Here is a 14,818-nt window from a genome sequence, read left to right on the forward strand (position 1 = left end):
TGGCCTTCATTTTCCATATTAAAATGCTTTCATGGTAAAATAAAAGTATCAAAACGAGAAAGGGGTTTTGTTATGGAAGTTACCTGTATGACATGTCAAAAGGACTTTGAGATTGACGCAAAGGATCCCCAGTATTCCAAGCTAAAGCGCGGAATATCCAAGATGTACGTTTGTAAAAACTGTAATCAAAGCATCCAAGGCCAGGCAACCAACCTCACGAACATTCACCTAGATGATCTTGACCCTCACAACAAAGCGTTAAAGTATAAATAAGTGATATAAACCACCAGGAAGCTTATGCTTAGTGATGTAAGGATATAAATAAATGCAACCTTCCATGCCCTTTGCTCTAGCAATTTTACAATCTCGAGGCTAAAGGTAGAAAAGGTTGTAAAAGCTCCACAAAACCCAATGCCCAGAAGATGTTGCCATTCATCACCTATGCGGTTTGCGATGAGTAAACCAAGCAAAAAAGAGCCGAGGATGTTTGCTATCCATGTGCCCCACGTATATTGTTTGGTATTCAATACATGACTTAAATAGGCACGAGATAAGGCACCTAAGCTTCCTCCTAGAAAAACATAGAAAATCATCCTTGAACACCTCGGTTTCTCATGACCATCCATCTATAGCTTAAAGCACTCAAACCTATACCACCTAAAAGACTAATCATGAAATAAGTGAAAAAGAAAAAGATTTGGCCACTCTGTAAGAGTTCAATACTTTCAACTGAAAAGGTAGAAAAGGTTGTAAAAGAACCAATCACTCCAGTTCCAATCATTTTTTTTACATCTGGATCTACGTTAGGTAAGAGAAGAATATAGGGTAATAGAAAACATCCAATCAGATTAGCGGTAAGAGATGCAAATGGGAAACCTTCGCTAACAATCAAAACGATGATTATGTAACGCAAACTAGCTCCTATACCACCGCCGACTGCGATCCCAATCCATAATTTTGCAGGCATAAGTAACCCACCTTTTAAAAGAAATAAGACATCCTGTTCAGGGATGTCTTTTCTAGCGTGATTTTCTAAACAAGGTGATCCCTAGTATGAGGGCTAATGACACCACTATAGTACCCCCTGGAGGAATTTCAAAGTAATAGCCACTGACAAGACCAGCAAGTACTGCTAACTCCCCAAAAACAATACTTAAAAAGATTGCTTTTTTAAAGCTTTTGGCAATTCGGATACTAGCTGCTACCGGTAAAGTCATTAACGCAGATACGAGTAATACCCCGACAATGCGGATGGATGCAGATATTGCAAGTGCAGTTAGAATGATGAATAGTAGGTGAATAGCTTTCGCATGAATACCTGATACCTTTGCATACTCATCATCAAAGGAAATAGCAAATAGCTCTTTATAAAAGAAAATAACGGCGAGTACTATAAAAATAGAAATCATGAAGATGAAATAGAAATCACCACGTCCAACTGCAGCAACAGAACCGAATAAATACGCATATAAATCAGTATTAAATCCATCTGCTAAGGAAATAAAAATGACGCTGAGCCCTACACCTACAGAAAGAATAATTGGAATAGCAATTTCCTGAAATGATTGATATACACTACGTAGGTACTCAATAATAATGGCACCGATGATCGAAAAGCCAATTCCCATGTAGTAAGGTGAAATGGCGATTAGAGCTATCTTTTTTTCTAAAAAAAGTCCGAAAGCTATGCCAGATAACGTCACATGAGACAAGCCATCTGCAATCAATGAAAGGCGTCTAACGACAATAAATGTCCCTAAAAGAGGAGCAATCAGACCAACCAACAAGCCGGTATATAAGGTGTTTCGTAAAAACTCAAATTCTAAAAAAGTCTCAATCATGTTCGTGCCTCCTGTTAATGATCATGCGAAATGGAATGCATTGGATGTCCGTAAAATGTGGAAAGCTCTTGGTCTGATTTTTGATAGAAGTCTCCCGGGTTGCCATGATAATGTAACGTTTTGTTTAAACATAACAAATCAGTGACATAAGAAGTAATGGTTCCTATATCATGGGAAACGAGTAAAAGAGTTATGCCTTTTTCTTGGTTCAGATCAGAAAGCATATGGTAAAAGCGCTCCACATTTTCCGTATCCACTCCCACTGTTGGCTCATCAAGGATTAATAACTCTGGCTCGCTAACAAGTGATCGAGCAATAAAAACGCGTTGCTGCTGCCCACCGGATAAATCCCCTATATTTCGATTTGCATAATCCTCCATGCCTACACTCTGAAGTGCTTCATGAATTTTGTTTTTATGCTGCTTATTTAAAAAGCGCAGGTAACCAATTTTACCAGTTAACCCCATGGAAACGACCTCAAATACAGTAGCAGGAAATCCACGATTAAAGGTATTGGCTTTTTGGGATACAAAGCTAATTTGGTTCCACGCCTTAAATTTCTGTATGGGTTTACCAAACAGGTGAATATCACCTGCTTGGGGGCGAAGGAGTCCTAAAATCAGCTTAATCAAGGTGGTTTTACCTGAGCCATTCGGACCTACTAACCCGACAAATGCCCCTTTTTGTATATCAAAATGGACATCTTCAAGCACATATTGCTGTTCATATTTATAATGTAAATCTTTAACTGACAAAATAGGGGATAAGTTGTTCAAATCGATCCCTCCATAAAAAGTTGAGTCTATCTCTATCATAATCGTGATGACGGTATATCATTCAATGAAAAACTGAATTTATAAGTCAAGTCGGTAGATATTATAACCTGGAAGTTGCCGACGTCTTACGGCTTGCACTAAAGCATAAGGGGTTCTAGGAAAATAAAAAACATTTTCTAATAATCCCTTTAACGCTAGCCAAGTATTTTTTATTTTAACGGAATCCGTTTTGTTTGTAAATCATAATGATTACGATTTAGCGGTGTGGCTTTCACAAAATCGCCACACTATCACTCCTTTTCTTGTGTTAAGCTTGGTTTACGAACAATACGAAGGCAGAGGTGTAGTTATGATTAAGAGGTATTTTCTAATACTAGCCCTTTTGCTTATTGCACTGGCCGCTTGCTCTGAGGAGGAATCCAAACCGAATCACGATGATTCAGCCAACCTTAGTTCAAACGGAGATGTTCAAATAAACGATGAACTAGAAGAACTTCAATATGATAGGGCACAGCAGGCTTGGTCATCTGAAGTAGGTGCTATATTCGCAAAAGAGGAAGCAAAAGAAATAAAGGAAGCGTATGAAATCGCTATTCATCACCCAGAGGTAATAGAGCATATGCCTTGTTATTGTGGGTGTGGAGAAGACGGCCATACAAGTAACCGTGACTGTTTTGTCGATCACGTCGACGGTGCCACGGTACAGTTAGATACCATGGGCTTTGGCTGAGGTATTTGTGTAAATATAGCCCGTGAGGCTATGCAAATGTATGAACAAGGCAAAGACCTATTAACAATCAGAAACACAATTGATTCGAAATATGAAAGTCTTGGAGTAGAACCAACACCAACTCCAATGCCGCAATAAGCAGGTAAGCAGCCGTCATTGGGATGGCTGCTTTTTTACATATTTGATAATTGTTAGCATTTCATTTGACTGGTGATACGATAGGGGGGTATAGTGAAAGTGGAATCTATTTTGGGCATTAGCTTACCACGCTGAAGGAATCCCAAGAGTAGAAGAAGGCATACTATTATTAAGCTTTTCCAGTGCGGTTATAGCTTAAAAATATAAAACTTAATTTAAGAAAGGAAGTTTTAGATATGAGTATTACATTAAATGTACAAGGAATGTCATGTGGACATTGTGAAAGTGCAGTTAAAGGAGCCCTAGGTGAACTAGAAGGCGTTAACGGTGTTGACGTTGATTTAGGCAGTGGGAAAGTAGAAGTTCAATATGAAGAAGGCAAAGTAACAGAAGCTCAAATGAAGGAAGCGATTGAAGAGCAAGGTTATGATGTAGCTTAAATATGTGGGTGCCAGCAGGGGTTGCTGGCACTTTTTCTTTGGGATTTTGTTCAGTTAGTGGTAGCTGTAGTGTGAACAAAGCGATTTTATTAGAGGCTCTGAGATTGTGGGTGCGTTCGGCTTTAGTATATAAAGTGCTATATTCAGCAAAACCAACCTGAACTTCAGCAACTAGGGTCCGAGAATGTGGCTACAGCATATTGAGAGGCAACATCAGCATATTCCCCCTGGACTTTAGCACAACTGAAGTCAACTTTAGTTAACAGCGCTCATACTTCAGCATAAAAGCCCATGTTTAGCAAAATCCGCTCCATGTTCAGTAAACCAGAGAAGAACTTCAGCATCTAGGGCCCGTGAATGTGGCTTCAGCATATCGAGAGCCAACACCAGCGAATCAACCCTGGTCATCAGCATAACAGAAGTGAACTCTAGCCAAACTCGCTCATACTTCAGCATAAAAGCCATCTTCAGCAAAATCAGCTCCATGTTTATCAAAACAAAGAAGAAGAACTTCAGCACCCAGGGCCGTAATTGTACTCGCTCAACTTAGCAAACCACCTACTGCAAAAACGGCAGCTGATTCGAATATCCCGCAAACTGCTGATACGATTGCTGCATTTTCTGCTGATCAGCAACCTCTAATGAATACCAGCCTTTTTTAAACATCATATCAAATAGATTACGCTGGCAGTCTTGTGTTTCCTTGAAAATTGTGGCTAAATCAGAGTAGAGTGTCTGATTGCTAACCTCGTTCATTGCTGTACTGTAGGCAGCTGTCATATATTTTTCAGTAGTCAGGATATCATTGATAAAATCACGTTCATTCATCTGTGGTGTTTTCGGAACCTGTGTTTCTTGATTCGATATCTTTTGACTTTGTTGAAGGTTTTGCATTTGCATATTTCGTTCTGCCTGCTGTTGCAATTGATCTTGATTTGTCATAAATGATTCTCCTTTCCTGACGTCAAGTCATTCCATAAGTATTAGCAATGTATCTCGCACTGCATGGCAAACTGCTCCCACCTTAATTACTTACCTGTGGGCTAGGATTCTTATTAAGATGCTGTAAAATTTTTTGATAATGATTTTGATGCATTTGCCCTGCACCCTCAAGTGCCGCCTTTACCTCCTGATCACTACACTGCTGGGCAAAAAAATAAGCTTTTTTACTAGCATTTAAATTCCAGGAGAGCATGTCGGTTAAGTATAAGTGATCCTTAGTACTAATCATATTTGGTGGAGCGGGCATAGGATTTGATTGTTGAAACTGGTTATTTTGTTGTTGTTGTGCCATTCATAAATCCTCCTTATATAACTTTAGTTTTAGCATGCCTCAAATTTCGTCAAAAAAACGTTGCGAAAAGTCAGAATATATTTTATAGTAAAGATATAGATTAGATAGGGGACTATCTAAATTTTTTTCGTAGCAAAAATGAATGAGTATTCATTCAAAGGAGATAGGGGGAACTAGAATGGAGCGAAAAATCAAGCGCGCAGCCGTGTTGGGCTCTGGTGTAATGGGCTCTGGAATCGCTGCACACTTGGCGAATGTAGGAATTCCAACATTGATGCTTGACATTGTACCTCGAGAATTAACAGATGCGGAAAAGAAGAAGGGATTAACTTTAGATGATTCTGTAGTTCGAAACAGAATTAGTGAATTAAGTAAAAAACAATTGCTAAAACAAAAGCCATCGCCAATTACGAGCAAAAAGAGTCTCGATTTAATTGAAGTCGGTAATATGGAAGATGACATGGAAAAGCTTAAGGATGTTGACTGGATTATTGAGGTAGTTGTAGAGAGGCTAGATATTAAACAAAAGGTTTTTACTCAGGTCGATCAATATCGTAAGGAAGGATCGATTGTGAGTTCTAATACATCAGGAATTTCCATTGAAGCGATGGCAGAAGGGCGCTCTGAGGATTTCAGAAAGCATTTCCTCGGAACCCATTTCTTTAACCCACCTCGCTACTTAAAACTGTTAGAAGTGATTCCAACAAAGGATACTGATGATGAAGTTTTGTCCTTTATGAAAACCTTTAGTGAAGATGTTTTAGGTAAGGGTGTTGTGGAAGCAAAGGATACGCCAAACTTTATCGCTAACCGTATTGGAACATATGGATTGCTGGTCACCGTTCGTGAAATGTTGAATGGTGGGTACAGTGTTGGAGAAGTGGATTCGGTTACAGGTCCATTAATTGGCCGACCGAAGAGTGCTACTTTCCGGACACTGGATGTTGTTGGTTTGGATACATTCGCTCATGTAGCTAAAAACGTTTATGACCAAGTTGATGGGGAAGAAAAGAAGGTCTTTGAAGTTCCTGACTTTATGAAGAAAATGCTTGATAAAGGCTGGTTAGGAGCAAAGTCAGGTCAAGGCTTTTTCGTAAAGAAAAAAGGCGAAAAGGGTAGCGTCATTTATGAATTAGACCCTGAAACCTTAGAATATGGCGAGCGCAAAAAGCTTAAGACAGGAGCTGTGCAGGCAGCTAAGCAGGAAAAAGGCCCTAAGCGAAAATTGAAAGCGCTTGTATCAACTAAAGGCGATCGAGCTAGTGATTTAATTTGGTCGATTTCCAAGCCTACATTGGTATATTCAGCCGAATTATTAGGTGAAATTGCTGATGATATCACAGCTATTGATGATGCCATGAAATGGGGATTCGGTTGGGAGCTAGGTCCATTTGAAATGTGGGATGCGATTGGCTTGAAAAAGTCAGTTGATCGAATGAAGGAAGAAGGAACTCAAGTCCCTGCATGGATTGAAGACATGCTAGCCAATGGACATGAAACCTTCTACAAAAAACAAAATGGAAAGGTCTATTACTATGACCAAGGGGAATATAAGGAAAAGTCCTTTAACCCTAAAGAAATTCACTTAAAGCTACACAAGGAATCAGCTGGTGTCATTAAAAAGAATAGTGGTGCTAGTTTAATAGATATTGGGGATGATGTAGCTTTACTAGAATTTCATTCTCAAAGTAATGCGATCGGGCTAGACATCATCCAAATGGTAAACAAGTCCCTTGAGGAAGTGAATAAAAATTACAAAGGACTTGTCATCGGTAACCAAGGTAAAAACTTCTGTGTCGGTGCTAACCTTGGCATGATGCTTATGGAAGCACAGGATTTTAACTTTATGGAACTAGGCATGATTGTGAATCAGTTCCAACAAGCAATGATGAATATTAAATACAATGAAAAACCAGTTGTAGCAGCGCCATTTGGCATGACGCTTGGTGGAGGAACAGAAATTTGCCTACCAGCAAGCTCTATCCAACCTTCACAAGAATCCTATATGGGACTTGTTGAATTCGGTGTAGGCCTAATCCCTGGTGGAGGCGGAAACAAAGAATACTATATTAAGCGTTTGAAGGGTCTTCCTGAAGGTGTGGATCTTGACCTGCAAAAGATTTCAAATGATGTGTTTGAAAAAATTGCTATGGCAAAGGTATCTACCTCAGCTGCCGAGGCCCGTGAAAATGGTATTTTAGATCAAAATGACTCCATTAGCGTGAACCAAGACCATTTAATTCATGACGCGAAACAAAAAGTGTTATCTCTTGATCAAGCAGGCTATCAAGCACCTAAGCGTGAAAAGGTGCCTGTTGTTGGAGAAGCGGGCTATGCCACTATGCTACTTGGTGCGAAACAGCTTAATATAGGTGGTTACGCATCCGAGCATGACTTAAAAATTGCGGAAAAGCTTGCCTTTGTTTTAGCAGGCGGCAAATTAAAAGAAGGAACATTAGTCGATGAAGATTATTTACTAGATTTAGAGCGTGAAGCATTCCTAAGCCTTATCGGAGAACCAAAAACTCAAGCAAGAATGCAGCACATGCTCGTAAAAGGCAAGCCATTACGTAACTAATGGACTTTAAATACTCCAATTAGAATAGGGGGAAAAAATGTGAAGGAAGCGGTTATCGTCTCAGGTGCACGTACACCTGTAGGAAAAGCAAAAAAAGGGACACTCGCCAATACACGTCCTGATGATTTAGCTGCAATTACGGTAAAAGAAACGTTAAAACGCGCCAATAATTATGATGGCAATATTGATGACGTTATTTTCGGTTGTGCAATGCCAGAAGCAGAACAAGGAATGAACATGGCAAGAAATATCGCTGGTTTAGCTGGCCTTTCGATTGATACGCCAGGAATTACCATCAATCGTTATTGTTCATCAGGACTACAAAGTATTGCTTATGCGGCAGAAAGAATTATGTTAGGTCATAGTGACACCATCATCGCCGGTGGTGCTGAATCTATGAGTCTTATTCCAATGGGAGGCCATGTAATCAAGCCGAATTTAGAATTAGTAGAAAATGCTCCAGGCTATTACATGTCGATGGGTCACACAGCAGAAGAGGTAGCGAAACGCTTTGAAATATCTCGTGAGGACCAAGATGCCTTCGCGGCTAGAAGTCATGAAAGAGCAGCTAAAGCACTTCAAGAAGGAAAGTTTAAAGATGAAACGGTCCCTGTTGAGGTGACCGTGAGAGAGCTTGGGGACGATCGAAAGGTTCAAGAAAAGACTATTACCCTTACACAGGATGAAGGGGTACGCGAGGGTACAACACCCGATATTCTTGGAAAATTAAAGCCAGCTTTTTCCGTAAATGGTTCTGTTACGGCCGGTAATTCGTCACAGATGAGTGATGGAGCTGCGTCTGTATTGGTCATGGAACATGAAAAGGCCAAATCACAAGGTTTACAGCCACTGGCTAAATTCCGCTCCTTTGCGGTAGCTGGTGTAGAGCCAGAAATCATGGGAGTAGGTCCAGTGAAAGCTGTTCCAAAGGCATTGGAAATTGCCGGACTAAGTCTCTCAGATATCGGCTTATTTGAACTAAATGAAGCCTTTGCTTCACAATCCCTACGAGTGATTCGTGAGCTAGGCTTGGATGAAGATAAAGTCAATGTAAATGGTGGAGCCATTGCTTTAGGTCACCCATTAGGCTGCACAGGGTCCAAGTTAACTTTATCGTTAATCCATGAAATGAAACGCAGAAATGAGCAATTTGGAGTTGTTACGATGTGTATCGGTGGCGGCATGGGAGCTGCTGGTGTATTCGAACTTCTATAACTCTTAAAAGGGGGAAATCGGAATGAGTGAAACTAAGGAAAAGTTATTTAAAGGTGGGGCATTTTTAGTTGAAGATCTTCAGGGAGAAGACATTATTACACCTGAGGATTTTACCGAAGAACATAAAATGATTGCTAAGACTACAGAGGATTTCGTGGAAGGGGAAGTTGTTCCAAACATTGATCGCCTAGAAAATCATGAATTTGATGTTTCTGTTAAGCTTTTAAAACAAGCTGGTGAGCTAGGACTACTTGGGGCGGATGTTCCTGAAGAATATGGAGGGCTGGGCTTAGATAAAATTAGCTCTTCTTTAATTACCGAAAAAATGTCTCGTGCAGGTGGATTTTCCATCTCACATGGTGGACACGTTGGAATCGGTTCCTTGCCAATTGTTTTCTTCGGGAATGAAGAGCAAAAGAAAAAGTATTTGCCTAAGCTTGCAACTGGTGAATTATTAGCTGCCTATGCCTTAACAGAGCCGGGATCTGGTTCAGATGCGTTAGGAGCGAAAACAACAGCGAAGTTAAATGAAGCGGGTACTCATTATGTGTTAAATGGCGAAAAACAATGGATTACAAACTCTGCATTTGCTGATGTCTTTGTTGTGTATGCTAAGGTAGATGGAGAAAAGTTTACAGCCTTTATAGTAGAAAGAGAATTCCCAGGTGTTTCAACAGGTCCTGAGGAAAAGAAAATGGGTATCAAATCTTCTTCTACTCGTACATTAATTTTAGAGGATGCTGAAGTACCCGTTGAAAATGTTTTAGGTGAAATTGGTCGTGGTCATGTGATTGCCTTTAACATCCTGAATGTAGGTCGTTATAAGCTTGCAATTGGAGGCGTTGGTGGTTCAAAGCGTGCCCTTCAAGTTGCTGTTTCCTATGCGAATGAACGTAAGCAGTTCAAAACGCCAATTTCAAGTTTTACCTTAACACAAGAAAAAATCGGAAAAATGGCTGCAGATATTTATGCGAATGAAAGCTCGGTTTATCGTACTGTTGGGCTTTTTGAACAACGCTTAGGAAACCTCAGCCAAGAGGAATTAAATAATGGAAGTGAAGTGGCAAAAGGAATCGCAGAATATGCTATTGAGTGTTCCATGAACAAATACAGCGCAACAGAACTGTTAGATTATGTAGTGGATGAAGCAGTACAAATTCATGGTGGTTACGGATTTATGCAGGAATATGAGGTTGAGCGTGCCTATCGTGATTCCCGTATTAACCGTATTTTTGAAGGAACGAACGAAATTAACCGTTTAATTGTTCCAGGTACATTACTGAAGAAGGCCATGAAAGGTGAACTACCACTTTTACAAAAGGCGATGGAGCTTCAAGAGGAAATCATGATGATGATGCCGGAACAAGTTGGTGATGAAACTCTTGAGCAAGAAAAATATTTATTGAAAAATGCGAAGAAAATTGGCCTGCTAGCAGCTGGCTTGGCTGCACAGAAATACGGAGAAAAGCTAGAAAATGAACAAGAAATTTTAGCCAACATTGCTGATATGGCATCTGAGATTTATAACATGGAATCAGCCGTTCTTCGTACAGAAAAAGCCATTAACAAAGATGGTGAAGAGAACAGTAAACAAAAGCTTCTTTATACTCAAGTATTCTGTCAAGAAGCATTCAACCGTATCGAAGCACATGCCAAGGAGACATTAGTGGCTAGTGAGACTGGTGATTCTCTACGCATGATGATGTCAGCATTACGTAAGCTTACTCGTCACGACCCAACGAACGTGATTGCTAAAAAGCGTGAAATTGCTGCAGCGATTATTAAAGAAGAAAAATATGTAGTTTAATAAAAATAAATAAACTAAACTGGCCTTCGCTAACAGTAGTGAAGGCCAGATTTATGTTCCTAAGTCGTTATTAGTGATATGTCGATAAATGTTGTGTTAAAATACCATTGAAACTCGTACAGAGGAGGATTAATTGTGCCATTAAAAGTCTACCAATATCCGAAATGCGGAACATGTAAAAAGGCTCTAAAATGGTTAGATGAACATAATATTGCGTATGAATCGATACATATTGTCGAGAACCCACCATCTAAACAGGAGCTTGCTTCATTAATTGAAAAAAGTGGGTTACCTACGAAAAAATTCTTTAATACGAGTGGGAAAAAGTACCGGGAACTTGGCTTAAAGGATAAAATTAAAGAGGCCACAGATAACGAAATGGTCGAATGGTTAGCTTCAGATGGTATGTTAATCAAAAGACCAATTGTTACCGATGGTGAACAAGTGACCGTAGGGTTTAGGGAAGAATTATTTGGACAAACATGGAAATAATGAGTTAGTATATCAATGTGGATAGAAAATCTTTGGAGGGATTATATATGAGTTTACCAAAAGAACTAAAGTACTCAGAGGAGCATGAATGGGTCAAAGAGGAAGGCGAAAAGATTCGCATCGGAATTACTGACTTTGCTCAATCCGAACTAGGGGATATCGTATTTGTTGAGCTTCCTGAGGTTGGTGATGAAGTAGAGGCAGACGAACCGTTTGGAAGTGTTGAATCTGTTAAAACAGTTTCAGAATTATATGCTCCACTTAGCGGTAAGGTTGTCGAAATTAATGAAGAATTAGACGATAGTCCAGAATTCGTAAATGAATCTCCATATGAGAAGGCGTGGATGATTGTCATCGAACCTTCAGATAAATCGCAATTAGATGATCTTATGAGTGCTGAAGAGTATGAAGAAATGATTAACGAAGAATAATAAATTGTTTTTAGAGTAAATTGGTAAAGAAGCGTTTTACTCTACATAAGATAGAAAATGGCAGTGAAAATCGCTGCCATTTTTGATTATACTGTTACAAGGATTTTTGAATGCCAAATACGCATGACTTCATACGTTTTATAACATCTATACAAAGGTGATGGCGATAATGGATACAGAAAAAGTGATTATTGTCGAAGGGCGTACAGATTTAAAGAAAGTACAGCCAATTTTGGATGATGATGTCTTAATTATTTGTACAAACGGAACGATTGGAATCGACAAAGTAGAGGAAATCGTTGATAATTATCTTCTTGATGAAAAGGATGTTTATATACTTGTCGATGAGGATGACTCTGGTCATAAACTACGTAAGCAGCTAAATAAGGAGCTACCACATGCAATAAATTTATATGTAGACCGATCTTATCGTGAGGTAGCTACAACCCCAGATCGGGAAAATGCCTCTATTTTGGTAAATGCCAACATCAATATACACCCTCAATATTTGAAAGGATTCAATGAAGATGGAAGAAATTAAAAAAGAGGACTTATCGATTATATTAAATAGTCATTATCAACAATTTATTTTTATTTATACTCCGTTTTGTGGTACGTGTAAGCTTGCAAGAAGGATGCTTGAAACCATTGAAAACATCGAAGGGTTTCCTACTTTTCACACATTAAATGCATCGTTATTCCCTGAGTTCATGCAGGATTACCAGGTTGAAAGTGTACCTTGTTTAGTAATGATGAAGAAAAATCAAATACAGGAAAAAGTTTATGCATTTCAATCGGTGCCAGATATGTACCGAAAAATAGAATCATATTTAAATAGATGAATCTTGCTTTGTAACATATTTCCTGGGAAATATGAATAAATCGACAAAATTCTGTTTCGTTCTAAACTTTTGTTGACTTTATTAAAATCACTATGGTATGATTTCAATTAGTCAAATTAAATCTTATCTAGAGAGGTGGAGGGAATGGCCCTGTGAAGCCCGGCAACCATCTGACCACAAGTCTGAACGGTGCCAATTCCTACAAAGCTATGAATATAGCCTTGTAAGATAAGAAGAGTGGAATTTAAATTTTATCCCTCTTCGTTAATGAAGTGGGATTTTTCGATTTTATAAAAAGAATAATAGAATCTCTTATCATGAGAGGTGGAGGGACTGGCCCGATGAAACCCGGCAACCATCAAACAATCGTTTGACCTGGTGCCAATTCCTGCAAAGCGAATGCTTTGACAGATGAGAGAGCAGAATAAAAGAAAAGCCTTTCTGTTCTCTTGTTGACAGAAAGGCTTTTCTTTTACTCTGGCTGTAAGCTAAACAAAACAGCCTTTAACTATTTTAAATAAAAGGTGGTCAGCAACATTGATTTCGATTAAAAACCTTTCCAAAATATATCAAAGTAAGCAAAACGAAGTCACAGCCGTTGATAATATGAACTTAACTATAAATAAGGGTGAAATTTATGGTGTGATTGGTTTCAGCGGTGCAGGGAAAAGTACCTTTGTTCGTCTACTAAATAGACTCGAAGAACCAACTGAAGGTCAAATTGTGATGAATGAAAAGGACATCACAAAATTGAAGTCTCGTTCTTTACGCCAAGAAAGACAAAAGATTGGAATGATATTCCAACACTTTAATCTTCTTTGGTCAAGAACTGTATTTGAAAATATTGCATTTCCACTTGAAATTGCTGGAGTTCCAAAGGATGAACGTAAAGCTAAAGTATCAGAATTAATCGAACTAGTTGGATTGGCAGGTAGAGAAAATTATTATCCCTCACAGTTAAGTGGAGGACAAAAACAACGTGTTGGCATTGCTAGAGCGCTGGCTAATGATCCGAAAGTCTTACTATGTGATGAAGCAACATCTGCACTCGACCCTCAAACAACGGATGATATTTTAGACCTGCTTGTCAGTATCAATGAAAGATTAGGCTTGACCATAATCCTAATTACCCACGAAATGCACGTCATTAAAAAGGTGTGTCACCGTGTGGCAGTTATGGAAGGTGGAAAGGTGATTGAACAGGGCGAAGTGTTGGATGTATTTATGCGTCCCAAGGAAAAAACAACACGCCGATTTGTTCAACAGGTTATGGGAACAGAGCAGGAGGAAGATCCAATAAGTACGTATGTGAAAGCCTATAAAACTGGAAAAGTTGCTAAGCTTCACTTTGTAGGTGATACAGCAAATCAGCCAATTATTAGTCAAATAGCCAAAAAGTTTAATTTAGATATCAACATTCTTCAGGGGAATATAACACAAACAAAAGATGGAACTTATGGTTCATTATATGTTCATATTGATGGCGATGAGGAACAAATTAACCAAGCCATTCAATTCGTTTCCGAAACCTCTGTTGAAGTGGAGGTGAATGGTGATGCTTAGGGAATTATTTCCTAATGTAGTTATAGAGGATTTGGTTACTGCTACAAAAGAGACCTTTTATATGACGGGAATCTCTGTTTTGGGGACATTAATTTTAGGAATTATTTTAGGGTTATTACTGTTTTTAACGGATCAAAAAGGAAAAACGTACAAAACGATGAACTTTATCGTCGCCACTGTTGTTAACGTATTCCGTGCGATTCCGTTTATCATACTAATACTTCTTTTATTCCCATTTACGGATTGGTTAATGGGGACAATTCGAGGTCCAAAAGCAGCTTTACCAGCCTTAATTATCGGGGCTGCGCCATTCTATGCTCGAATGGTCGAAATAGCTTTAAAGGAGGTGGACAAGGGGGTCATAGAGGCAGCAAAAGCTATGGGGGCCAAAACCTCACATGTTGTTTACAAGGTCCTGCTTCCTGAATCAATGCCAGCTCTGATCTCTGGAATTACGGTAACAGCCATTTCGTTAATTAGTTATACCGCAATGGCTGGTGCAATCGGTGCTGGAGGATTAGGTGACTTGGCCTATCGAAAAGGATTCCAAAAGTGGGATTTTGATGTCGTATTAGCTTGTACAATTCTTATTGTTATTATTGTATTTATTTTTCAATTTATTGGTGATTTCTTATCGAAAAAAATAGATAAAAGATAAAGGAGCGAACAAA

Annotated in this window: 18 protein-coding genes and 2 riboswitches; of the genes, 12 read left to right on the forward strand and 6 right to left on the reverse strand. The window is 39.0% G+C overall.

What is annotated here, in order from left to right; translation table 11 throughout:
* The first annotated feature begins 72 nt into the window (after positions 1 to 72).
* Entirely contained in the window at positions 73 to 273 is a 201-nt protein-coding gene (locus GH754_RS20060) for a DUF2197 domain-containing protein (protein WP_407690645.1), read from the forward strand.
* Here the strand turns inward: GH754_RS20060 and crcB (GH754_RS02190) are convergent.
* From crcB (GH754_RS02190) to GH754_RS02205, 4 genes are read right to left on the reverse strand one after another with little or no spacing between them, the layout of a single operon-like run.
* Positions 246 to 593, reverse strand: a complete 348-nt coding sequence (gene crcB, locus GH754_RS02190) for a fluoride efflux transporter CrcB (RefSeq protein ID WP_153727084.1) — start codon at positions 591 to 593, stop codon at positions 246 to 248. The genes GH754_RS20060 and crcB (GH754_RS02190) overlap by 28 nt on opposite strands.
* Positions 590 to 967 (reverse strand): fluoride efflux transporter CrcB, encoded by a 378-nt coding sequence (gene crcB / locus GH754_RS02195; RefSeq protein WP_153727085.1) that lies wholly within the window; start codon positions 965 to 967, stop codon positions 590 to 592. Before crcB (GH754_RS02195) ends, crcB (GH754_RS02190) begins: the two co-directional genes overlap by 4 nt.
* Before the next feature lie 52 nt (positions 968 to 1,019).
* A complete protein-coding gene (locus GH754_RS02200) occupies positions 1,020 to 1,841 on the reverse strand; it encodes a metal ABC transporter permease (RefSeq protein ID WP_153727086.1) in 822 nt (273 codons plus the stop codon).
* Positions 1,842 to 1,855: 14 nt separating this feature from the next.
* Complete coding sequence (locus tag GH754_RS02205) at positions 1,856 to 2,617, reverse strand: metal ABC transporter ATP-binding protein (protein WP_228550098.1); 762 nt, start codon at positions 2,615 to 2,617, stop codon at positions 1,856 to 1,858.
* A 349-nt stretch (positions 2,618 to 2,966) separates the two neighbouring features.
* Between GH754_RS02205 and GH754_RS02210 the strand changes: the two genes are divergently transcribed.
* Together GH754_RS02210 and copZ are read left to right on the forward strand one after the other, a co-directional pair.
* Positions 2,967 to 3,485 carry a PCYCGC motif-containing (lipo)protein gene (locus tag GH754_RS02210; RefSeq protein ID WP_323741806.1) on the forward strand — a complete coding sequence of 173 codons (519 nt, stop codon included), beginning with the start codon at positions 2,967 to 2,969 and terminating at the stop codon, positions 3,483 to 3,485.
* Between the two features lie 236 nt (positions 3,486 to 3,721).
* A complete protein-coding gene (gene copZ / locus GH754_RS02220) occupies positions 3,722 to 3,925 on the forward strand; it encodes a copper chaperone CopZ (protein WP_153727090.1) in 204 nt (67 codons plus the stop codon).
* 558 nt (positions 3,926 to 4,483) lie between these two features.
* On the opposite strand, the gene GH754_RS02225 is transcribed toward copZ, so the two are convergent.
* Positions 4,484 to 4,819: a spore coat protein gene (locus GH754_RS02225; RefSeq protein WP_228550114.1), complete on the reverse strand. Its 336-nt coding sequence runs from the start codon at positions 4,817 to 4,819 to the stop codon at positions 4,484 to 4,486.
* A gap of 130 nt (positions 4,820 to 4,949) precedes the next feature.
* Complete coding sequence (locus tag GH754_RS02230) at positions 4,950 to 5,219, reverse strand: hypothetical protein (RefSeq protein WP_153727092.1); 270 nt, start codon at positions 5,217 to 5,219, stop codon at positions 4,950 to 4,952.
* Between the two features lie 178 nt (positions 5,220 to 5,397).
* On the opposite strand from GH754_RS02230, the gene GH754_RS02235 reads away from it, so the two are divergent.
* The 9 genes from GH754_RS02235 (at position 5,398) to GH754_RS02275 (ending at position 14,805) form a co-directional block, all read left to right on the forward strand.
* Positions 5,398 to 7,797, forward strand: coding sequence for a 3-hydroxyacyl-CoA dehydrogenase/enoyl-CoA hydratase family protein (locus GH754_RS02235; protein ID WP_153727093.1), 2,400 nt, complete (start codon positions 5,398 to 5,400; stop codon positions 7,795 to 7,797).
* A gap of 39 nt (positions 7,798 to 7,836) precedes the next feature.
* A complete protein-coding gene (locus GH754_RS02240) occupies positions 7,837 to 9,012 on the forward strand; it encodes an acetyl-CoA C-acetyltransferase (RefSeq protein ID WP_323741807.1) in 1,176 nt (391 codons plus the stop codon).
* A gap of 22 nt (positions 9,013 to 9,034) precedes the next feature.
* Positions 9,035 to 10,819: an acyl-CoA dehydrogenase family protein gene (locus GH754_RS02245; protein ID WP_153727094.1), complete on the forward strand. Its 1,785-nt coding sequence runs from the start codon at positions 9,035 to 9,037 to the stop codon at positions 10,817 to 10,819.
* Between the two features lie 135 nt (positions 10,820 to 10,954).
* Complete coding sequence (locus GH754_RS02250) at positions 10,955 to 11,311, forward strand: arsenate reductase family protein (RefSeq protein ID WP_323741808.1); 357 nt, start codon at positions 10,955 to 10,957, stop codon at positions 11,309 to 11,311.
* Positions 11,312 to 11,358: 47 nt separating this feature from the next.
* A complete protein-coding gene (gcvH, locus tag GH754_RS02255; RefSeq protein ID WP_153727095.1) occupies positions 11,359 to 11,742 on the forward strand; it encodes a glycine cleavage system protein GcvH in 384 nt (127 codons plus the stop codon).
* 169 nt (positions 11,743 to 11,911) lie between these two features.
* Positions 11,912 to 12,283: a toprim domain-containing protein gene (locus GH754_RS02260; protein WP_153727096.1), complete on the forward strand. Its 372-nt coding sequence runs from the start codon at positions 11,912 to 11,914 to the stop codon at positions 12,281 to 12,283.
* On the forward strand, positions 12,270 to 12,584 hold the full coding sequence (locus GH754_RS02265; RefSeq protein ID WP_153727097.1) for a thioredoxin family protein: 315 nt from the start codon (positions 12,270 to 12,272) through the stop codon (positions 12,582 to 12,584). Before GH754_RS02260 ends, GH754_RS02265 begins: the two co-directional genes overlap by 14 nt.
* Before the next feature lie 120 nt (positions 12,585 to 12,704).
* Positions 12,705 to 12,819, forward strand: a riboswitch (SAM riboswitch).
* Positions 12,820 to 12,893: 74 nt separating this feature from the next.
* Positions 12,894 to 13,002: riboswitch (SAM riboswitch) on the forward strand.
* A gap of 119 nt (positions 13,003 to 13,121) precedes the next feature.
* Positions 13,122 to 14,147: a methionine ABC transporter ATP-binding protein gene (locus GH754_RS02270; RefSeq protein ID WP_153727098.1), complete on the forward strand. Its 1,026-nt coding sequence runs from the start codon at positions 13,122 to 13,124 to the stop codon at positions 14,145 to 14,147.
* Entirely contained in the window at positions 14,140 to 14,805 is a 666-nt protein-coding gene (locus GH754_RS02275) for a methionine ABC transporter permease (protein WP_153727099.1), read from the forward strand. Before GH754_RS02270 ends, GH754_RS02275 begins: the two co-directional genes overlap by 8 nt.
* The last annotated feature ends 13 nt before the right edge of the window (positions 14,806 to 14,818 follow it).

This window comes from Salinibacillus xinjiangensis (assembly GCF_009649735.1).
GTDB classification, from domain to species: Bacteria; Bacillota; Bacilli; order Bacillales; family Alkalibacillaceae; genus Salinibacillus; species Salinibacillus xinjiangensis.